Here is a 19,379-nt window from a genome sequence, read left to right as displayed (position 1 = left end):
CTTATGCATTTCGCATGATGATTGTTTCCATAGTATTGGCTACTGTTTGGCAATCATCCGCGATATCTTCAAGTTGTTCGTAAATATCCTTATACTGAATAATACGAATTGGATCTGTTTCGTGTAAGAACAGTTGCTTGATTGATTTTCGTAATACTTCATCACATTTTGATTCGTAATCTTTAATTTTAATAGCATTTTCGCGCATCTCAACTAATTTTTTGTTTTGCAATTTCTCCATTGCTAACACAATTTCATCTGAGCTTGCTACGATATTTTCTACGAATCTGTTCATCGAATCGTCTGCTTCAACAATGCCAAACATGTCAAAGTGGGCGATACATTCTTCCATACCGTCTAATACATCATCCATGCTGTTCGCAAGTTGTAAAATATCTTCACGCTCGATTGGCGTCATAAATGATTTGTTTAACATCACGATTAATTCATGAATTAACTTATCACCATCTGTTTCATATTGTTTCATCTGCTTGCTAATCTCAGCTAGATCTTCTTTGTTATGGATGTGGAAATCATTTGCGAAGTGTAAACCTTTTTGAACATTCACTGCAATTTCCGCTAATTTGTTAAAGAATGGATCGTCTTTTTTTCGATTAAACATAAGTTCCTCCTAGAGCTTGTGTGTTTTCTTTTTTATAAAAATGAAGCTGTTTACAGCCTCGTATTTCCTAGTTCAACGGCGTAGCCCTCTAGCTTTTGTCGCTTGCCTTAGTCATCTTAACAATTTTTTAATTCCGTTGCTTTGAAATTTACATTACTTAATGCAATATTTACAATTCTGTAATATTACCGTTCATTTTTTGGAAAAAATGTTGGTAAATTTAGTATTATTCCTCACAAAATAGCTGAATAAGACTTTAAAAAGATAATATGAATGTCTTTTCAAACAGTATACCCATTTTTTCATGACATTTCGCCTTTTACAATTTACAAACTAATTTTCAACAAAAAAAGCAGCTCACATTGCTCATGAGACTGCTCTTTTTAAGGAGTTATACCATTAAATGATGGGTTTCATTGTACTTTCCAAGCCACCACTTGCTATCTTTTGTATACATCGTACTAATGCCTCCATTAGATAGCCTTGCATTTTGCGGGAACAGATCATCGTTTTCAACAATTTGAAATAAATTATGAATAACTGCACCATGTGCCACTAAAATAACAGCATCGTTCGGATATTGCTGTTTGATAATACGTAAACCTTCTTTTAAGCGTGCAATAAAATGTGAAAATGATTCCTGGCCCGGATAATTTTTTCTAGGATACACTTTTGAACGTTCTTCATACGTCATCCCCTCCGCTTGGCCAAATGCACGCTCTTGAAACGCTGATAATTGGGTAATTGGTAACTGAAATGGCTCATTTATAATCGCGGCCGTATCCGAAGCACGTTTCAGGGGGCTCGTAAAAATAGCGACTGCTTTATTGTCATGAAAATAATTTCTACATGCGGTCGCCTGAGCAATGCCACTCGTATTTAATGGTATATCTGTTGCCCCTTGTAAGCGGCCTTGGCGATTCCAATCCGTCTCGCCATGTCGTACTACATAGACCTTTGTCATCGCTTTCCACCCCATTTGTTTAGTCACTTCATAGTAACACAAAAATTGGAATTCAGGCATCTTTTCATATGAAAATAGCGCTCTCTAAAGAGAACGCTATTTGTTGATTATGAGCCTTTTTTAAATCCTGCTTTTTGTGCTTCTTCTTCGCTACAAAACATTTTTTCTTCTTGTACATTATCGTAATTATTTGTGCCTGGAAGGAAGTAATTTTTATTACCCTTGGCATTAATATTTCCTTTAATTGTACAAGCCTCATCTGATTTCGTTGATGAATTATTTGTTGAAGATGTTGTTTTAGATTGTGCTTGAGTTGCTTTATTTGTTGATACAGATTTTTCTAATGAGCCATTTTTATCTGGATTTTGTCCTGCTGACCAGCCTGGCACTTTTGATTTTACAAAGCCGCGATTTGTAACATAGCCTGGATATTGCCAAATCCCGCGATTCGCTGCTTTCGCTTCATCCTGCGCCTTATAATAATCATCTAAATGTGCAGCTTGTTTGTTGTAAACATAGCCTACACGTACAAGTCCCTCTTTAATTAGCTGCTCCTGTACACTTTTACCGTCCACATAAACATATGCTAATAAACGACCGTATTTATCTTCTTTGTCACCCGTTTTATCAAACTCAAGTGACACTACTTCCGCGTTATTAATTAAATCACGATTTCGCTTTTGGGCTTCTTTCCCAAATGGCTGTTCTCCGAGCTGTTTATGATACATTTCTGGTGCATCAATTAATAAAAAACGCACGCTCGATACTTTACCATCATACTTTACCTTCATTGTGTCGCCATCCATGACACTAACAACTTCCACTTGTTCGCCTACTATTTTTTGTTCGTTTGAACCCGTAGTTGATGATGTCAACGTGTTCGGTTCTGTACAACCTGCTAATACAAATAGCGCAGCTGCCACGAATAATCCTATTATTTTTTTCATATAACGTCCTCCCTCTCACTCCGTTTATTTTAACGAATAAAAAAAGGGCTGACAATGCAACCCTTGCGTTTTAAACGAATTCATATTGTGGCAATGTCTCGCCACGTTCTTCTAAATCACGAATTTGGTGTGCTAAACGTGATGATGCCGCCGCTGCAATACTACCGACTAAATCATCTAAAAATGTATGAACCTTGTCACCATCTTTGACATCTAATTTATTAATGATACCGATTTTTTCTTTATCTAAATGGCCATATGTCGTCAGTGAAATACTACCATATGATTGTGCTGCTCCAACCGCAATCGTTTCATCGATTCCAAATAAACTTTCATCTGAAACAATTAGTTGCTGTAATGGCTGTGATAATAAGCCTTTTTCCGCTAATTCATCTAGTTCAATGCCGACTAAAACAGCGTGCTGAATTTCACGTTTCCCTAATACTTTATGCACCGATTGATCACAGTGCTCGATTGTCAGGCCTTTACTATACGGTGCTTGCACAGTATAGACAATTTCGGCGATATCCCGTACAGTCACACCACGACGTTCAAGCGCCTTATATGTGGCTTCTGTTACTTCTTTAGACGGTACTTTTAACGCGCGATTAAACATAAATTAATTCCTTCTTTCTATGTTGCATTTATCTCAATGCTTCCTATTATAACTTACTATGATTGTATGATACAATTCTCCTACAATTGATAAAGGAGGTTTCTTTCGTGGAAACTGGTACCATCAAAGAATTTTCATTTTACAGCGATTCGTTAGCTGAAGAACTAACAATTTATATTTATTTACCTGCAGACTACACCCCAATGATGAGCTATCCTGTCATTATTGCTGCAGATGGCAAAGATTATATCCAGCTTGGTCGTGTTTCAGGAGTCATGAACGAATTGATTGAAAATGGTGATATCGAAGACACCATTTTTGTCGCAATTCCTTATAAAAGTGTCCAAGACCGCCGCGATAAATATTTACCTAGTGGCATTAAACATGAGGCCTATCTAACATTTCTAACAAAGGAGCTCATTCCTTATTTAGACGACAATTATTCAACCGAAGATGCGCCAGAAGCTCGTACATTAATAGGCGATTCACAAGCCGCAACCATTTCACTACTTGCAGCACTTCGTCATCCTGAAACATTCCACCATGTCATTATGCATTCTCCTTATGTCAATGAAGAAGTAATGGAAATTGTTCGGAATGTACAAAACGTTCAGGACTATACAATCTATCATGCAATTGGCAAAAAAGAAACAGAAGTGCGCACAACTGACCATAAAATAAAAGATTTTCTAACGCCTAACCGCGAGCTACATGCACTAATGGTGGCACGTGAATTTAATTTGTATTATATCGAATTAGAAGGTGACCATACGTGGAAAACGTGGCAGCCTGACCTACACCGCGCCTTCATACAAAACTTTTTGCTGTAATTCCCTATGCTCTCGCTAAATTTTTCGCCGTTTTTCTGTTATACTAAAAATTACGATAACTGTTATTTTAAGGAGGCTTTTTTCATGAATTATGGTATTGTTGCTTTTCCATCAAAAGAATTACAAGATTTTGCGAACTCTTATCGCAAACGTTATGACTCACACTACGCACAGATTCCGCCGCATATTACATTGCGCTCAGCTGGTGAGGCCAACGACACAACGTTACAAGAGCTTGCAGAACAACTGCATGAATCAGCTAGTCAGTTAAAACCGTTTGAAATTCATATTGGAAAAGCGAGTTCATTCTCACCTGTTACAAATGCGATTTATCTAAAAATCGATCCAACACCTGAGCTAGAAAACATCCATGAACTGCTATATAAAGAGCCTTTTGGTGGTCAACCACCACATAAATTTGTGCCACATATTACATTAGCACAAGGGCTATCTGCTAGTGAGCACGATGACATTTTCGGTCAAATTGGGATGGGAAATATCGATTTCACAGAAACAATTAGCCGCATTCATTTACTTTACCAACTAGAAAATGGTTCTTGGTCAGTTTACGAAACGTACCGTTTACGAGGTGAGTAATTTGCAAGATGTCATTGTCAAAATCGCACAATCTGAGCAAGAAAAAGAAGATGCCTTTTTTATTCGAAAAGAGGTATTCGTTAAAGAACAAGGACTTCCATTGCCACTTGAAATGGATGACCTCGATAAAATTGCGACACATATTGTTGCTTATTATAATGAGTCACCAATCGCAGCAAGTCGAATTATCGTTGATGAGAAATCATACAGCGTAAAAGTCGAACGTCTTTCGGTACTACCGAAATTTAGACGTAAGCAAATTGGTGTCCAAATGATGCAGACAATCGAAGCATTTATCCGTGAAAATTTCCCGAATGTCTCTTTAATTAAAATCCATGCACAAATTCATGCGATTCCCTTTTATGAAAAGCAAGGATTTCGCGTCACATCGCCCGAGTTTATGGATAATTATATTCCGCATCGTGCGATTGAAAAAGAAATTTAAACATGCAAAGGCAGAAATCGTTTAGTAACGATTCCTGCCTTTTTTGCGCATAGAAAAACCTGTAGCAACCCGCTACAGGCATATATAATTATGCATATGCATTGATAACAAAGCCTTTGCCAACAATTTCTGCCGTCGACATTGGTTTTGGTCGATACCTGACTACTTCTTCTGTAGAGGTAGCAGTAGGAACGGGAATATGCTGACGGCGTTTTTCACGCTCTTGCTTCATCAACAAGCGCTCTTGCTGTCTGCGTACCTCCGCATGAAAACGCTGCTGTGCCTCTACTGCTTGCACCCCTTCAATATAAGTAAAACGCTGATCTTTCAAAGCTAAACGATTAGCATAATCCGCATATTGCAACGGTGTGGTCGGTAAAATATAGCCCATACTAACTACCTCCTTTTTGTAATTTATTATTCCTTCTGAAGAGGTTTTACAAACTAGGTCTATGTTCCATTTTTCATTATTAGTTCTAAGGAAATAAAAAAAAACACAGGAAAGTATATTTCTCAATACTTTCCTGTGTTTTTTATCACATCAACTTATCTATGAATAAAGTTGCGATACCTAAATAAATTAAAATACTCGTAATATCATTTAATGTCGTAATAAATGGACCGGATGCAACAGCAGGGTCAATTTTCATGCGGTCCATCACTAATGGAATCAATGTTCCCGCAACGGTTGCAACAACAATCGAGCAGCAAATGGCAACACCGACAAGCGCGCCAAGAAGTAGCTCATGTTGCCAGAAGAATACGATACCAAGCGCAATGACACCACATACAAGCCCCATAATAATACCCGTAAGCAGCTCTCGAATGACAAGTTTCATTTTACTTTCTTCTTCGACATCCCCTGTCGCAATACCACGAACAGCAACGGCTAGTGCCTGCGTACCACTATTTCCGGATGTACCGCCAATCAGTGGAATAAATGCTGCAAGTAACGCGACTTTTGCTAAAGTGCCGGTAAATAAATCGATTAAATTGGCCGTAATCATGCCTAAAAATAATAAACAAACAAGCCAAGGCAATCGTTTTTTTGCCGCTGAAAAAGGACTTTTATCGAAGGTTTCCATATCAGATACCCCGGCAAGTTTTGAGTAATCCTCGCCCGCTTCTTCATCGATAACATCGATAATATCATCGACGGTAATAATCCCTAAAATTTCATTGCGTGAATTAACAACTGGTAACGCCACAAAGTTATAATCACGCATCACTTGTGCGACATCCTCTTGGTCATCTGTTACTTGTGCGCTCACGACACGCTCGTTTCGAATGTCTCGAATAAGCGTATCTTCTGACGCCACAATTAAATCTCTTAATGACAAAACGCCCGTCAATCGATTGCGGTCGTCTACCACAAAAATATAATAAATCATTTCTGCATCAGGTGCGGCATTACGCAAAATCGTCATCGCTGAGCGAACGGTCGAGTTCTCTGCAACGGCAACATATTCTGTCGTCATTAAGGCACCTGCTGTATCTTCTTCATAATGTAATAATTCTCGAATGTCTTGTGCAGATTCTGAGTCCATCATTTTTAAAAAATGACTTGTTTGGTCTTGGTCCAGCTCATTTAATACGTCGACAGCATCATCGGTATACATTTCCGATAGCATTTCTGCCGCATAGCTTGGCTCCATTTCTGCGATAAAGATTGGGTATTCCTCATCATCTAACTCAATCGCCTCAAAAATCGTTGCCAATTCTTTTGGGGACAAATATTGATAAATGATCTGACGTATATCAGGCTCCACCCTTTCATAAAATTGACCTTGGTCGTATGGGTGAAGGTCTAAAAATTCTTCGCGAAACAGCACAATTTCTCCTTCTGTCAAAAGTGAAATCAAGCGCGCTTCATCAAATGCTTCTTCCTGACGGTCCTTTAGCTCTTCTGCCATATTGTCCCCTCCTTTCGAATAACACGTTTCTTTGAACAAAGCTAATACTAACATTTTCCTCCTCGTTTGTTAACTCCCTAAAAATACGTGTTTTTGGATTTCCACACAAAAAAGAGGCACGTATAAACGGCCTCTTTCATTTCTATACTAATAATGACTGCATATCTGCTGGCAATGTTGTATGCCATTCGAGTGATTGCTTTGTTAAGGGATGCTTTAAGTGTAAACATACACAATGAAGCGCCTGGCGAGGTATCGCATCTCGCTTACCTCCATATAAGTCATCGCCAACAAGCGGATGACCGATATGCTTCATATGCACACGGATTTGATGTGTACGTCCGGTATGTAGGCGTAGGCGGACATGCGTCATCGGCTCACCTTCATGCACGAAACGACGTAACACGCGGTAATCGGTATGCGCATGCTGCCCATCCTCGCGTACCGTTCGTTCAATGATGCTATTCTCTACACGACCAATTGGCGCAATAATAGAGGCCTCATCTTCTGTGACGTGCCCGTGTACAATCGCCTCATACTCACGAAAAATCTCATGTGCCTGCTGTTGTGCGCTCATTACATGATGAATATGACGATGCTTTGCAACACACATCAGACCCGATGTATCACGATCTAGCCGGTTGACAACATGTACAGTTGAAGGAATATTTTGCGCTTTGAAGTAGCCCGCGACAATCGCCGCCGTACTACCCTCTAAATGCACATGTGATGGAATCGTACTTTGATAAGGTGCTTTATTTAAAATTAACAGTTCATTATCTTCATAAATGATGTCTAAATCACCTTGTTGAGGCACTAAGCCTTCACTCAGCTCCTCGCGAGGAAACTTTACAACAACCGTATCGTTCGCCTCTAAACGATAGCGCACGTTTTGCTCCTGACCATTCACAGTTATTTCGCCACCATGAAATTTAATCGCTGTTAATGCTTTTTTTGAAATGCCATATCCCTGCAGTGCACTTCTTAGTAAGACTGGTTCTTTTACTGTAAATGTAATCGTATATCGGTTATCCATAATTAGTCCTTTAAATCACTGTCGATAAATGAATCATGTACACGTTGCCAGAATGGAAATGCCTTGTAGCGCGCAAAACGAACTTTTTCTTTTGCGACACGATACTCGATGGATTTCACATTTTTATGTAGCAATTGCACGTGGTCAACGGTTACCATGAAATCTTCCGCTTTAACGGGCTTTAATAGGCAATGATGATGTGATGGCAATACAAGTGACGAGCCGACTGTACGGAATACACGATTATTAATTGAGGCCATTTCTGTTAGTTGTAATGCCTCAAGAGATGGATGCAAAATCGCCCCACCAAGTGCCTTATTATACGCCGTACTGCCAGATGGCGTTGATACACATAAACCATCACCACGGAAGCGTTCAAAGCGACGTCCATTTAAAACAACGTCCATCACAAGAGTTACTTCTGATGATTTAACCGTTGATTCATTTAACGCTAAATACGTAAAACTTTCTTCTGAGTCACGGTAATTCACCGTTACTTCAAGTAATGGATACTCGCTAATGCGGTATTCACCTTTTGCGATTGAAATAACAAGCTTCTCAATATCATTTGGCTGCCAATCCGCATAAAAGCCTAGGTGCCCTGTATGAATGCCGACAAACGCAACTTCTGACAACATATGCGTATAGCGGTGGAACGCGTGTAATAGCGTGCCATCACCCCCGATGGATAGCACGATATCTGGTTTTTCTTCATCTAGTTCTAAGCCAAAATCGGTTAAATAACCAATCGCTCGCTCCATTAACTCATTTGATTGTGGATCATTGCGTGATTGTACGGCAAACTTCATACATTTTCCCCCTTATCCTGACCACTCTCGCCACGAACAACTGGCTTAGAGGCCTCCTTGTATTCTGTAAAATAGGCTTGTGCTTCATGAATTTCGTCGCGAATTTGCGACATCTCTTCATCGAGGCGAAAAGCCGCTTCAGCAGCACTTTGTAGACGTTCGGAAATCTCCGATGGAAAAACGCCCTTATATTTATAGTTTAATGAATGCTCAATAGATGCCCAGAAATTCATCGACAATGTACGAATTTGAATTTCTGCTAAAATAATCATTTCCCCCTGAATCGTCGCCACTGGGTACTCGACTACAATATGATACGAGCGATAACCACTCGGCTTAGCATTCGTAATATAATCTTTTTCTTCAACGATTTTTAAATCGTGACGCTGACGCAGTAACTCCAGTACAGTCGGAATATCATCGACAAACTGACACATTACACGAACGCCCGCAATGTCTTGCAGCTCATGTGCTAATCGTTCTGATGGCTCAAACACCAAGCCCTTCGATAACGTTTTATCGTAAATACTCGCTAGTGGTTTCACGCGTCCCGTTACGAACTCGATTGGTGACGTTTCGTTATTACGCTGAAACTGTGTACGAATACCTTTTAGCTTAATCTTTAACTCATCAACGGCTTGTTTATAGGGCTGTAAAAACCGATCCCATTGTCCCATGACAAGTCCCCCTAATTCTTAGGCCTCGCTTAAAATGCTCGCAAAGGCTTCCTCAACAGCATGTGAAAAAGCTTCGCCATAATTCGAGTTGCCTTCAATATTGTATACTAATCCTTCTAATTCATCTCGGAAATTTGTCAGAACAGCTTGTTGAGTTCCCCACGATAAGATAGGGTCTTCATCTGAAGCTAATACTTCGACGAGTTGAGGCCACACGTCTTCGTCAAATAATACATAGCTATAGCCTTCACCATCATCCATTAAATAAATGAATGTCATATTATCTGAATCTGTAATCATTTGTCCAGCTGGAGTCAGCTGTCCTTGTGGCAATGTGTTTAAGTTAAAGTGTACAACTGAGTTTTCTGTTGCTGCAGACGCAGCCTTTAATAAATTACGCAAATGCCTATCTTCCCTTCCATGAATATCCTAATTTATTTTACCATATTCTAAAGGCCTTTTTCACAAGAAAGAGTGGGTTTTGGCATTTTCCAAATTTGAAAAAGAACGTATAATTAATTTTTAACGAGAGGATGATGTGAAATGTCAAAGGAATTAGAAATTGAATTTAAAAATATGCTAACAAAAGAGGAATTTGAAGCATTGAAAAACGCTTTTCAATTAACAAAGGAAAATTTTCATACACAGGCTAATCATTATTTTGATACGGCAGATTTTGCCTTACGCAATCAAAAATGTGGCTTGCGTATTCGTGAGGTGGCAGACCGCTTTGAATGTACATTAAAAGAGCCTGCTGGTGGTATCGGCTTATTAGAGACTACCGATTTATTAGCTGAAGCTCACGTCCGTGCAGTGCTAGCGGGTAATGCCGTCATCGATGCAAAAGAAGTCCATGAACGACTTGCAGAACGTAGTGTGAATGAAGAAAATTTACAACTTCTAGGTACACTTTCAACAACTCGTGCCGAAATAAACTATAAAGGTGGGTTACTCGTACTCGATCACTCAATTTATGCTGATACAGAAGATTATGAGCTTGAGTATGAAGTAACCGATGAAGCAGCTGGTAAAGTAATTTTTACCGAGCTGCTAAAAGAATACGGCATTGCAACACGTCACGCACAAAAGAAAGTTGCGCGCTTCGTCGATGCAATGAATCGAAAGAGAGGGATTTAATCTTTGGACGTTTCTGCCATTCAATCACTGATTCAAGCTCAGGCCCTACAATCAGTTGGTAGTGCTTACGGAAGTTCATCTGACACGTCATCAACGAATACAACGGACTTTTCTGCACTCCTTAGCCAGGCGCTTGGAATAACTTCATCACGCAATACATCACAGTCACTTGGGCTAACAAGTAGCCTTAGTAATACTGCATCACAAACAGGCGATGTTACTACCGCATTAACGCAATTATTATCAGCAGCAAATCATTTCGCAACGACCGCACAGCAGTCCGGCATTGATTTATCGTCACTTGCTAACGTGCTAGGCTCAACCGCTGCACTGTATAACGGCTCAACCGCTGCCTATACACCTGCTAGCGTTCAAGCCACAGCTACGAATTCTGTAGCTACACAAGCAACGACACCGTCAACGACCGATTCCGTTGCATCAACATCTACAGGCCCTACAACGCAATACGATGCTATCATTCAAAAGGCTTCCCTTACATACGGAATTCCTGAGAAAATGATTAAAGCGGTTATTAAACAAGAGTCGAATTTCAATACAAACGCGACAAGCTCTGTTGGCGCAGCAGGTCTAATGCAATTAATGCCCGCGACAGCACAGTATCTTGGCGTAACGAATACACGTGATGCAGAACAAAACATTATGGCTGGCACAAAATACTTAAAACAAATGTATGATAAATTTGGTAGCTATGAGCTGATGCTCGCTGGCTACAATGCCGGCCCGGGTAATGTTTCAAAGTATGGTGGTATCCCTCCATTCAATGAAACACAAAACTACGTCTCAAAAATCATGACAAATTACAACGCTTAAAAACGAAGGAAAAGCTACCTTATCGGTTCTTTTCCTTCGTTTTTTCTTATTTTCCATCAACAAGCAATTGTCTATGTTTTATAGAAAATACCATTTGTTTGAGAAATTATGTACCTGTTGATAAAATAGAATTACAGCTAAAGCAAAGGAGCATCCCATATGATTCAAAAACCGATTATTCCATATGAGGAGATTGGTGCCGAAAAGCTTTCGGATTTAATCGATTCTTTTTATTCGAAAGTAGCGAAAAATCCAAAGCTAAAGCCAATATTCCCTGATGATTTAACAGAAACTGCCCGCAAGCAAAAACAATTTCAAACACAATACTTAGGTGGGCCTAATATATATACTGAAGAACACGGACATCCAATGATGCGCGCACGTCACATGAATTTCGAAATTACACCTGAACGCGCACAGGCATGGCTTGAATGCATGTATGAGGCAATGGACGAGGTAGGTTTAGACGGTAAATTCCGCGAAATCTACTACAAGCGTCTTGTTTTAACTGCACACCATATGATCAACGCTGAGGATCCAAACGAGGAGGTATAAATCGTGGCAAATGTACAATTTGTGACTGAGCAAGTAGCACCATCAACTACTTCCTTTAATAAACCAATCGAACTTTATGTATTTGTGGACTTATTACATCCTGGCAGCTGGCACTTACAATCGACAATCCGTCGCTTACAAGTGCGCTACGGTCATTATTTTACACTCCGTTTTATTTTAAGCACGGAGCTTGCATCGTTGAATACTGCTTGCCAACAACTTAATAGCTCTCCATCAGATTCTGACTTAATCGATGTTTCACATCCTGTCTTGCCGTCAATTGCTGTGAAAGCAGCCGAATTACAAGGAAAAAAAGCAGGCTATCGTTTCTTAATGAAACTACAGGAATATGCGATGATCAATGCAAAAAATGTCTGCTCTTGTTCCACATTAAATGAAATTGCTGAACAATGTCGTTTAGATATGATGGAGTTTAAGTCCGACTTCCGTTCGATGGAAGCAACACGCGCATTCCAAAGTGATTTATGTGTGACGCGTGAAATGGAAGTAAATGAAGTGCCTAGTTTTGTCTTTTTCAATGAAAATATTGAAGATGAAGGATTAAAAGTATCTGGCTCTTATGACTTTGAAGTGTATGAGCATATTTTAGAGGAAATGGTGGACGAACAATTAATTCCAACGAATCCTCCAGAACTAGAAATTTTATTTAAACAGTATCAAACATTATCTACTGAAGAAGTAGCAGCGATTTATAATATTCCTGAAAAACTGGCTGAGCGCGAACTAAAAAAACGTATGCTACAGCAAAAGATTTCACGCCTTGCCTGTGATAGTATGTCACTGTGGCAACTCAAATAAAAAACCTCGAGAGACAAAGCTCTCGAGGTTTTTTTATATTTTATAGCGATTTTTTACTAAAAAATAAAATGAGTGACTCTACGAGAGACACTCATTTTCACAAAGGGGATGGGAGAAATGTTCACGTTCAAACAAAGGGGTGTATGTTTGTTGTGATTTATTTCACGTCTATTACTTTAGCATGGAATCCTTGTTATAGCAACGTTTTTAAGGCATGTTCATAATTCAGACACAAAGAAACCGTTTACATTACATGGACATTATCCAATCATTACTGCTATAAATCATTCATATTTAATATAAGAGGAAGTTATACATAAAATTGTCAATAAGTTAATTTTCACAATTTTCCTGTTCTTTATTTTAACTAATTTTCATAGGACTTAAATCGTCACACTGTTATATTCTCCTATGTTATTTTTATTAAACACCTTAGCTAGATTTCTGCTAATTTAAATGAATGGATAGCGAGTAAACACTAAGCTTCGGCATAACTTCATGCTATTTCATGTGTTTTCTAACCAAAAAACACGTGCCACCTAAAAAAGTTAGCACGTGTTTTCGTTACGTTAGGAAACGATTATTTTAGTAATAATTTTTCTAATTCTGCTAAACGTTCTTCAAATAAATCAAATGCTGCTTGAATTGGCGCTGCTGATTCCATATCAACACCTGCTGCACGTAAAACATTAATTGGTGTATCTGAGCAACCTGCTTTTAAGAAGTTATTAATATAACGCTCGACAGCTGGTTGACCTTCTTCAAGAATTTGTTTACTAAGAGCAATTGCCGCGGATTTACCAGTCGCATATTGGTAAACATAGTAGTTGTAATAGAAGTGAGGGATTCGTGCCCATTCGCGGCCGATTTCTTCGTCTACTACCATATCGTCACCGAAGTATTGTTTATTTAATTCATAATAAACTGTTGTCATCGATTCAGCTGTTAACGCTTCTCCGCGTGCATCCATTTCATGAATAACATGCTCAAACTCCGCAAACATTGCTTGGCGAATAATCGTGCTACGAACGCCTTCTAACCAGTGATTTAATACATAAATGCGAAGTTTTTCATCTTCCACTGTTTGTAGTAAATACTCTGTTAATAATTCTTCGTTACATGTAGAGGCAACTTCTGCTACGAAGATGGAATAATCACCATAGACGAATGGTTGATTATTACGTGTGAAGTAGCTATGCACACTATGCCCAAACTCATGCACTAATGTGTAAAGATTGTCCAAGTTGTTTTGCCAATTCATTAAAATATAAGGGTTTGTGCCGTATGTGCCTGAAGAATAAGCCCCGCTACGTTTCCCTTTTGTTTCAACTACGTCAACCCAGCGATCTTCTAATGCTTTCTTTAAGATGGCTGTATATTCCTCACCCATTGTACCAAGTGCCTTCACCATTGTTTGTGTCGCATCTTCATACGTAAGCTCAAATTTTGCTTCCTTCACAAGTGGTGTGTAAATATCCCACATATGCAGCTCATCGACGTCTAAAACTTTTTTGCGCAGGCCGATGTATTTATGAAGAAGCGGTAAGTTTTTGTGTACGGTATCTAACAATTGATCATACACTTTTTCAGGAATTTGGTTGTTGCTAAGCGCTGAATGACGTGCAGAATCATATTTACGAATACGTGCAGAGACATTATGACGCTTCACGTTCCCTGTTAATGTTGTCGCAAATGTATTTAAAAATTTGCCATATGTTTCGTACATTGCACGGAAGCCACGTTCGCGTGTTGCGCGGTCATCACTATCAAGGAATTGAATGTAGTTGCCATGCGTTAATTGTACTTTCTCACCGTTTTCATCTTCAATTACCGGGAACTCTAAATCGGCATTATTTAACATACCAAATGTATTGGCAGAAGCACCTGTTACTTCACTCATTTGTGCAAGTAACGCTTCTTGCTCCGCTGGTAAAACATGCGGACGCTGTGCTTTTAATTCATCAAGTTCTACTTTATATAAACGAAGCGCTTCATTTTCTGCTAAGTAGCCATCTACTACCGACTCGTCTAATGCTAAAATTTCAGGTGTTAAATATGCGATGCTTGTTGACGCTTTCGCTAATAATGTTTTACCGCGGCTATCCATCGCTTGGTAGAAGCTATTTGTTGTATCTTGATCGTAACGCATATGAGAATACGCATATAGGCGGCTTAATCGTGCATATAGTTCATCGCGGTAGTTAAATGCCGCAAGCATTGCCTCTGCACCGTCTTTTAATGTACCTTGAAAGTCGCTCGCTTTGTCACTTAATGCTTCAACTTCTTTATACTCTGCATCCCACGCATCATCCGTCGCAAAAATATCTTCAAGACGCCATGTTTTTTCAACCGGCACCTCGTCACGCGTAGGAATTTTCTTCGTTTCTGTCATAATAAAAGCCCTCCTATTATTTCGCATTCCTAAATAAATTTAGTTAGCTATATTTTCTCAATTATACCCCTTAAATGCAATGAATTGACTATACAACAGCTCATTTTGCGATGCTTTTTGTTTCTGAAGCTGTTGCAGGAACTGCTCATAGGCTTCTACTTTTACTTTTGGTACATCATGATGAGCCAAAAATTCCTCGACGCCTTGCGGAAAATAATCATAATAATAAATGATTTGCCAGTCGATAGCAGGCTGCACTTCAACATCAAAATCTGTTGGGACCCCGATTGCCTCTGGGAGCGCAAGCAAAGCAAGACGGCGTTCATAAACAAAACGTAGTAACATATCCTGCGTACCTCTACGATAACGCATATAATGCTGAATTAATTTACGCCGCTGCTCATACCATAGCTGCATAAACAGCTCAAATTCATCCCGTGTCAGCAGTCGCGGCGTGCGAAATGGCCACGTCTGATGTTGCTTTGGCAAAACGGTAATTTTGACCAAAAATTGTGTCGCAGTCATACTAATAAGCGCACTATAATAAATGAATTGTTCAGTATTGGGATTATAAGTGAGTAAGGTGTCATTGTGGCGATATTTTTGAATATCGTGGGATAAGGAGACGATGGCTAAGCCGTTTTCCTTTGATGGACTATAAGGTAGCCAAAGTGGCGTGAGATTGATAGAGGCATAGCCGGCGTTGCGCTCTAAAAAGCGTTCATGCGTCAATCGACTATATTGGAATTCAATTGCTGTGCGCTCATATAAAATGTCTGGACGCTGTTGGATTTGTGGAAGATAGGCTTCTAATTGCGGGGCACCAAGTTGTGAAAAGAAATCATACAGTTGCTGCTTGCCCGCAATATGCGTGGTCGTCTCATTTTCTGAAAAATAATGACTGCAGGCACTTTGCTTGTGATGAGCGAAATGAGGGGTGTTTTTCGTACCGATTTTAAGTTGTAGTGCTTGATGACATGCGGGGCAATAATAATGTTGTGTTTTACGTGCTTGTCGTAACTGCTCGCGATTCATTGTCGTATCTAGTATGATGAATTGTCGTTTTTCATCATAGGCAACTAACATAAGCATCACCTCTTCATAATTGTAAAAAATTGGTTATTGAAATGCAATAAAAAAAGAAGCCTTAGGACTGTAATTTGTCCAAAGCTTCTTTTTTATTAGAAATATTTACGCACCGTATTAAAGGCATCTGCTGCAATAATAACGTTCGCATATTCTTCTAGTACATGGATAGTCGTATTCGCTTCTTTCGCGCACTCTGTTACGACGCTTAAGAAGTCTAAACGATCATCCTTGTCCCCTTCTTCATCGAAGTGGATATATAGATAATATTTGCCGTCTTGTTCAAATAACCGATTGTCGACGTCCTCTGTGTGCTCTAAGCGCTCAGATAGATGAATTAAATCATCGAAATCTTTTAATTCAAACACAAACTCAAATGTTGAATCGCCAAAATTTTCTTCCAAGAAGTTATCTAGCTCTTTTGCATTTTGTTGATCTAAATCAAACAAGCCTGGTAAGCCAGGTGGTAATTTTCCTGGGCCAAATGGTAAGTCTTCTAAGCCCTCTTGTGTAAGCTTCGCTGTTGTGACTGTCAGCTCAAGGCCGATTTCCTTTGCCACAACTTGAATCCAAAGTGGGCCATCAATTTCAAATTGATCTTCTTCACTAATCTCATCCATCATAACCCAAAAGAGTTCCTCACCTTTATCGCGGTTATACCAGATTTCATCCTTCGTAAAACCTCGCTCTTCAATGTCTGTATAAGAAATGAAAAGTTTCAGTGTGTTTTCGTTAATACGTTCAATATCCATATTACACAACTCCTTTCGGTTACTTCTATAAGAAGATGTTGCATCAAATATCTGCTTTCGAAGTATAGCTACTACTATTGTAATTCCTTTTCCTTAAAAAAGAAAAGAAAAAGTTTCAAAGCACCTTTTAAAGAAAAAGCAGCTAGGAGCTGTTTCTCCTAGCTGCATGTTTAAATACGCTTAGTTGACCATTTTTTGTGCTTCTTGTAATTGATAAGCACGTACTTTACGAGGTAAGAAACGACGAATTTCATCTTCGTTATAGCCAACTTGTAAACGTTTTTCATCTAAAATAATCGGACGACGTAATAGTCCTGGATTTTCTTGAATTAATTCGTACAGTTTATTTAGAGGCAATGTTTCTAAATCAACATTTAATTTTTGGAAGATTTTTGAGCGCGTTGAAATGATTTCATCGGTGCCATCTTCTGTCATACGTAAAATCTCTTTGATTTCACTAATGCTTAGTGGTTCTGCGAAAATATTACGTTCTGTATATGGAATTTCATGTTCTTCTAACCATGCTTTTGCTTTACGACATGAAGTACAACTTGGTGATGTAAATAATGTTACCATCATGTTCAAACACATCCTTTCAAAATGTGTAACCGAATTATTAAATTAGAATGACTCTAATAAAGAGGTCTAACTTCATTATACAACAACTTCATTACTTTGAATATAGGATATTTTAAATTATTTTATAATCATTTTCTAAAGCTACATTTTAGTAAAAAAAGTTTCTTTTTACCATTTTTTAGTTGAAATAAAAATAATCTACCTTACTAATGTTCCCTAGTTAGTAAGCCTTTAAACCTAATTTTAAAGATTCTTCATTCTCAATTAGATTACTATCAATGAAAATAAGTAATTTATTTTACTCTTTCTATTATACGTTTAGACCATCATTTTGGTTTCATTTTTCTTATTGTACCGAATGAATTTAAAAAATTAATCCGTCAAAGGACTGAACTATCTACATGTTGTAATTTAAAAAAAGCTGTATTATAATGGCTCTACAGCACAACGCTGACATATGAAGACGAAGACGAAGAGTAGTATATATAATGAGCATACCTAGAGAGTCTGTGGTTGGTGTAAACAGATTATGCATTGTATAGAATGGACTTCCGAGTTAACTTAGTGAAATGAATAAGTACCTAAGTTCGTTCCTCGCGTTAAGAGGTAGAGTGGTCGATTTATCGACAAGCTTGGGTGGTACCGCGGATTTTAAACATCATTCGTCCCTATTGATAGGGAGCATGATGTTTTTTTATTTTGAGGAGGAAACCACAATGGCAAAACGTATTTTTTCAGGTGTACAACCAACAGGCGTCATCACATTAGGTAACTATATTGGCGCAATCAAACAATTCCCAGAGCTTCAAGATCAGGGCGATGCAATCTACTGTATCGTCGACCAACATGCAATTACGATTCAACAAGACCCGAAAGAGCTTCGTTCAAACATTCGTAGCTTAGCAGCAATGTATATTGCTGTTGGTATTGATCCAGAGAAATCGATTTTATTCATCCAATCAGAAGTTCCAGCACATGCGCAAGCCGGCTGGATGCTACAATGTGTTACTTCTATTGGTGAATTAGAGCGCATGACACAATTTAAAGATAAATCAGCAAAAGCCGCTGGTACAAACGAAACTGTTTTAGCAGCACTTTTAACATACCCACCATTAATGGCTGGCGATATTCTTCTATATAATACAGACATCGTACCAGTCGGTGATGATCAAAAACAACATATCGAATTAACACGCGATATAGCGGAACGATTCAACAAACGTTATAAAAAAACATTCAAAATTCCCGATATCGCATTATCTAAAGCAGGTCGTCGTATTAAATCATTACAAGACCCTACGAAGAAAATGTCTAAATCAGATGCGAATGCAAAAGCGACAATTCGTTTATTAGATACACCAAAACAAATCGAAAAGAAAATTAAATCAGCTGTAACAGATTCTGAAGGTATCGTACGCTATGACAAAGAAAATAAACCAGGCGTATCAAACTTAATCGATATCGAAGCAGCATTAACAAATAGCTCAACAGAAGACGTTGTCGCTAAATATGACGGTAAAGGCTACGGTGATTTTAAAGCCGGCGTCGCACAAGTGGTCATCGATCATTTAGCACCGATTCAAGCGCGTTACAATGAATTAATCGATTCAGAAGAATTAGACCGTATTTTAGATGAAGGCGCTGAAAAAGCCAATGCCATCGCAAATGCAACGATCCAACGAATGGAAGATGCTATGGGCTTAGGCCGCGGCAGCCGTCACTAATAGACCATTCAAAAGAGGCTACGAAAATTTCGTAGCCTTTTTTTTACG

The 19,379-nt window shown here is 38.8% G+C and carries 22 protein-coding genes and 1 other annotated feature; of the genes, 8 read left to right on the top strand and 14 right to left on the bottom strand.

The window, feature by feature from the left end; all coding sequences use genetic code 11:
- Position 1 precedes the first annotated feature (1 nt).
- From KTHG_RS02085 to KTHG_RS02070, 4 genes are all read right to left on the bottom strand, one after another.
- Positions 2 to 622, bottom strand: coding sequence for a DUF47 domain-containing protein (locus tag KTHG_RS02085; RefSeq protein WP_020189264.1), 621 nt, complete (start codon positions 620 to 622; stop codon positions 2 to 4).
- Between the two features lie 391 nt (positions 623 to 1,013).
- Entirely contained in the window at positions 1,014 to 1,586 is a 573-nt protein-coding gene (locus tag KTHG_RS02080) for a histidine phosphatase family protein (protein WP_020189263.1), read from the bottom strand.
- Positions 1,587 to 1,693: 107 nt separating this feature from the next.
- Complete coding sequence (locus tag KTHG_RS02075) at positions 1,694 to 2,533, bottom strand: thermonuclease family protein (RefSeq protein ID WP_020189262.1); 840 nt, start codon at positions 2,531 to 2,533, stop codon at positions 1,694 to 1,696.
- 70 nt (positions 2,534 to 2,603) lie between these two features.
- Positions 2,604 to 3,149, bottom strand: a complete 546-nt coding sequence (locus KTHG_RS02070; RefSeq protein WP_020189261.1) for a phosphatidylglycerophosphatase A family protein — start codon at positions 3,147 to 3,149, stop codon at positions 2,604 to 2,606.
- Positions 3,150 to 3,256: 107 nt separating this feature from the next.
- Here KTHG_RS02070 and KTHG_RS02065 point away from each other — a divergent pair, with 107 nt between their 5' ends.
- The 3 genes from KTHG_RS02065 to KTHG_RS02055 all read left to right on the top strand — a co-directional run bounded on the left by KTHG_RS02065 (position 3,257) and on the right by KTHG_RS02055 (position 5,021).
- Positions 3,257 to 3,979, top strand: coding sequence for an alpha/beta hydrolase (locus KTHG_RS02065; protein WP_020189260.1), 723 nt, complete (start codon positions 3,257 to 3,259; stop codon positions 3,977 to 3,979).
- 84 nt (positions 3,980 to 4,063) lie between these two features.
- On the top strand, positions 4,064 to 4,576 hold the full coding sequence (locus KTHG_RS02060; protein WP_020189259.1) for a YjcG family protein: 513 nt from the start codon (positions 4,064 to 4,066) through the stop codon (positions 4,574 to 4,576).
- A gap of 1 nt (position 4,577) precedes the next feature.
- The gene (locus KTHG_RS02055) at positions 4,578 to 5,021 is read left to right on the top strand and encodes a GNAT family N-acetyltransferase (protein ID WP_020189258.1); all 444 of its coding nucleotides are present in this window, start codon (positions 4,578 to 4,580) and stop codon (positions 5,019 to 5,021) included.
- An 88-nt stretch (positions 5,022 to 5,109) separates the two neighbouring features.
- On the opposite strand, the gene KTHG_RS02050 is transcribed toward KTHG_RS02055, so the two are convergent.
- From KTHG_RS02050 to KTHG_RS02025, 6 genes are all read right to left on the bottom strand, one after another.
- Positions 5,110 to 5,412 (bottom strand): hypothetical protein, encoded by a 303-nt coding sequence (locus tag KTHG_RS02050; RefSeq protein ID WP_020189257.1) that lies wholly within the window; start codon positions 5,410 to 5,412, stop codon positions 5,110 to 5,112.
- A 145-nt stretch (positions 5,413 to 5,557) separates the two neighbouring features.
- Positions 5,558 to 6,934, bottom strand: coding sequence for a magnesium transporter (mgtE, locus tag KTHG_RS02045; RefSeq protein ID WP_020189256.1), 1,377 nt, complete (start codon positions 6,932 to 6,934; stop codon positions 5,558 to 5,560).
- 142 nt (positions 6,935 to 7,076) lie between these two features.
- Positions 7,077 to 7,970 carry an RluA family pseudouridine synthase gene (locus KTHG_RS02040; protein ID WP_020189255.1) on the bottom strand — a complete coding sequence of 298 codons (894 nt, stop codon included), beginning with the start codon at positions 7,968 to 7,970 and terminating at the stop codon, positions 7,077 to 7,079.
- A 2-nt stretch (positions 7,971 to 7,972) separates the two neighbouring features.
- Entirely contained in the window at positions 7,973 to 8,779 is an 807-nt protein-coding gene (locus KTHG_RS02035; protein WP_020189254.1) for an NAD kinase, read from the bottom strand.
- Positions 8,776 to 9,456, bottom strand: a complete 681-nt coding sequence (gene yjbM, locus KTHG_RS02030) for a GTP diphosphokinase (protein WP_020189253.1) — start codon at positions 9,454 to 9,456, stop codon at positions 8,776 to 8,778. The genes KTHG_RS02035 and yjbM overlap by 4 nt, the downstream gene beginning before the upstream one ends.
- Before the next feature lie 18 nt (positions 9,457 to 9,474).
- Positions 9,475 to 9,858 carry a UPF0738 family protein gene (locus KTHG_RS02025; protein ID WP_020189252.1) on the bottom strand — a complete coding sequence of 128 codons (384 nt, stop codon included), beginning with the start codon at positions 9,856 to 9,858 and terminating at the stop codon, positions 9,475 to 9,477.
- Positions 9,859 to 9,999: 141 nt separating this feature from the next.
- Here KTHG_RS02025 and KTHG_RS02020 point away from each other — a divergent pair, with 141 nt between their 5' ends.
- The 4 genes from KTHG_RS02020 (at position 10,000) to KTHG_RS02005 (ending at position 12,798) form a co-directional block, all read left to right on the top strand.
- Positions 10,000 to 10,593 carry a CYTH domain-containing protein gene (locus tag KTHG_RS02020; protein WP_020189251.1) on the top strand — a complete coding sequence of 198 codons (594 nt, stop codon included), beginning with the start codon at positions 10,000 to 10,002 and terminating at the stop codon, positions 10,591 to 10,593.
- Positions 10,594 to 10,596: 3 nt separating this feature from the next.
- Positions 10,597 to 11,424 carry a lytic transglycosylase domain-containing protein gene (locus KTHG_RS22035; protein ID WP_020189250.1) on the top strand — a complete coding sequence of 276 codons (828 nt, stop codon included), beginning with the start codon at positions 10,597 to 10,599 and terminating at the stop codon, positions 11,422 to 11,424.
- A gap of 159 nt (positions 11,425 to 11,583) precedes the next feature.
- A complete protein-coding gene (locus KTHG_RS02010) occupies positions 11,584 to 11,979 on the top strand; it encodes a globin domain-containing protein (protein WP_020189249.1) in 396 nt (131 codons plus the stop codon).
- Between the two features lie 3 nt (positions 11,980 to 11,982).
- Positions 11,983 to 12,798, top strand: a complete 816-nt coding sequence (locus KTHG_RS02005; RefSeq protein ID WP_020189248.1) for a DsbA family protein — start codon at positions 11,983 to 11,985, stop codon at positions 12,796 to 12,798.
- A 580-nt stretch (positions 12,799 to 13,378) separates the two neighbouring features.
- On the opposite strand, the gene pepF is transcribed toward KTHG_RS02005, so the two are convergent.
- From pepF to spxA, 4 genes are all read right to left on the bottom strand, one after another.
- Positions 13,379 to 15,193 (bottom strand): oligoendopeptidase F, encoded by a 1,815-nt coding sequence (pepF, locus tag KTHG_RS02000; RefSeq protein ID WP_126991041.1) that lies wholly within the window; start codon positions 15,191 to 15,193, stop codon positions 13,379 to 13,381.
- Positions 15,194 to 15,247: 54 nt separating this feature from the next.
- A complete protein-coding gene (locus KTHG_RS01995) occupies positions 15,248 to 16,276 on the bottom strand; it encodes a competence protein CoiA (RefSeq protein WP_020189246.1) in 1,029 nt (342 codons plus the stop codon).
- Positions 16,277 to 16,371: 95 nt separating this feature from the next.
- A complete protein-coding gene (gene mecA / locus KTHG_RS01990) occupies positions 16,372 to 17,028 on the bottom strand; it encodes an adaptor protein MecA (RefSeq protein WP_020189245.1) in 657 nt (218 codons plus the stop codon).
- Positions 17,029 to 17,208: 180 nt separating this feature from the next.
- Positions 17,209 to 17,604 (bottom strand): transcriptional regulator SpxA, encoded by a 396-nt coding sequence (gene spxA, locus KTHG_RS01985; RefSeq protein WP_044527252.1) that lies wholly within the window; start codon positions 17,602 to 17,604, stop codon positions 17,209 to 17,211.
- A 460-nt stretch (positions 17,605 to 18,064) separates the two neighbouring features.
- Positions 18,065 to 18,280, top strand: a binding site (T-box leader).
- Positions 18,281 to 18,323: 43 nt separating this feature from the next.
- On the opposite strand from spxA, the gene trpS reads away from it, so the two are divergent.
- Positions 18,324 to 19,331 (top strand): tryptophan--tRNA ligase, encoded by a 1,008-nt coding sequence (trpS, locus tag KTHG_RS01980; RefSeq protein WP_020189243.1) that lies wholly within the window; start codon positions 18,324 to 18,326, stop codon positions 19,329 to 19,331.
- The last annotated feature ends 48 nt before the right edge of the window (positions 19,332 to 19,379 follow it).

Origin of the sequence: Kurthia sp. Dielmo (assembly GCF_000307285.2) — a bacterium.
Taxonomy (GTDB): domain Bacteria; phylum Bacillota; class Bacilli; order Bacillales_A; family Planococcaceae; genus Kurthia; species Kurthia populi.
Note: the sequence above shows the minus strand (reverse complement) of the source record. Positions and strands in the feature narration are given on the sequence as shown.

Bases quoted from the DNA above. Each gene is read 5' to 3' on its own strand.
- KTHG_RS02085 (WP_020189264.1), bottom strand. From the start codon at position 622: ATGTTTAATCGAAAAAAAGACGATCCATTCTTTAACAAATTAGCGGAA.
- KTHG_RS02080 (WP_020189263.1), bottom strand. From the start codon at position 1,586: ATGACAAAGGTCTATGTAGTACGACATGGCGAGACGGATTGGAATCGC.
- KTHG_RS02075 (WP_020189262.1), bottom strand. From the start codon at position 2,533: ATGAAAAAAATAATAGGATTATTCGTGGCAGCTGCGCTATTTGTATTA.
- KTHG_RS02070 (WP_020189261.1), bottom strand. From the start codon at position 3,149: ATGTTTAATCGCGCGTTAAAAGTACCGTCTAAAGAAGTAACAGAAGCC.
- KTHG_RS02060 (WP_020189259.1), top strand. From the start codon at position 4,064: ATGAATTATGGTATTGTTGCTTTTCCATCAAAAGAATTACAAGATTTT.
- KTHG_RS02050 (WP_020189257.1), bottom strand. From the start codon at position 5,412: ATGGGCTATATTTTACCGACCACACCGTTGCAATATGCGGATTATGCT.
- mgtE (WP_020189256.1), bottom strand. From the start codon at position 6,934: ATGGCAGAAGAGCTAAAGGACCGTCAGGAAGAAGCATTTGATGAAGCG.
- KTHG_RS02040 (WP_020189255.1), bottom strand. From the start codon at position 7,970: ATGGATAACCGATATACGATTACATTTACAGTAAAAGAACCAGTCTTA.
- KTHG_RS02035 (WP_020189254.1), bottom strand. From the start codon at position 8,779: ATGAAGTTTGCCGTACAATCACGCAATGATCCACAATCAAATGAGTTA.
- yjbM (WP_020189253.1), bottom strand. From the start codon at position 9,456: ATGGGACAATGGGATCGGTTTTTACAGCCCTATAAACAAGCCGTTGAT.
- KTHG_RS02020 (WP_020189251.1), top strand. From the start codon at position 10,000: ATGTCAAAGGAATTAGAAATTGAATTTAAAAATATGCTAACAAAAGAG.
- KTHG_RS02010 (WP_020189249.1), top strand. From the start codon at position 11,584: ATGATTCAAAAACCGATTATTCCATATGAGGAGATTGGTGCCGAAAAG.
- KTHG_RS01995 (WP_020189246.1), bottom strand. From the start codon at position 16,276: ATGTTAGTTGCCTATGATGAAAAACGACAATTCATCATACTAGATACG.
- mecA (WP_020189245.1), bottom strand. From the start codon at position 17,028: ATGGATATTGAACGTATTAACGAAAACACACTGAAACTTTTCATTTCT.
- spxA (WP_044527252.1), bottom strand. From the start codon at position 17,604: ATGGTAACATTATTTACATCACCAAGTTGTACTTCATGTCGTAAAGCA.
- trpS (WP_020189243.1), top strand. From the start codon at position 18,324: ATGGCAAAACGTATTTTTTCAGGTGTACAACCAACAGGCGTCATCACA.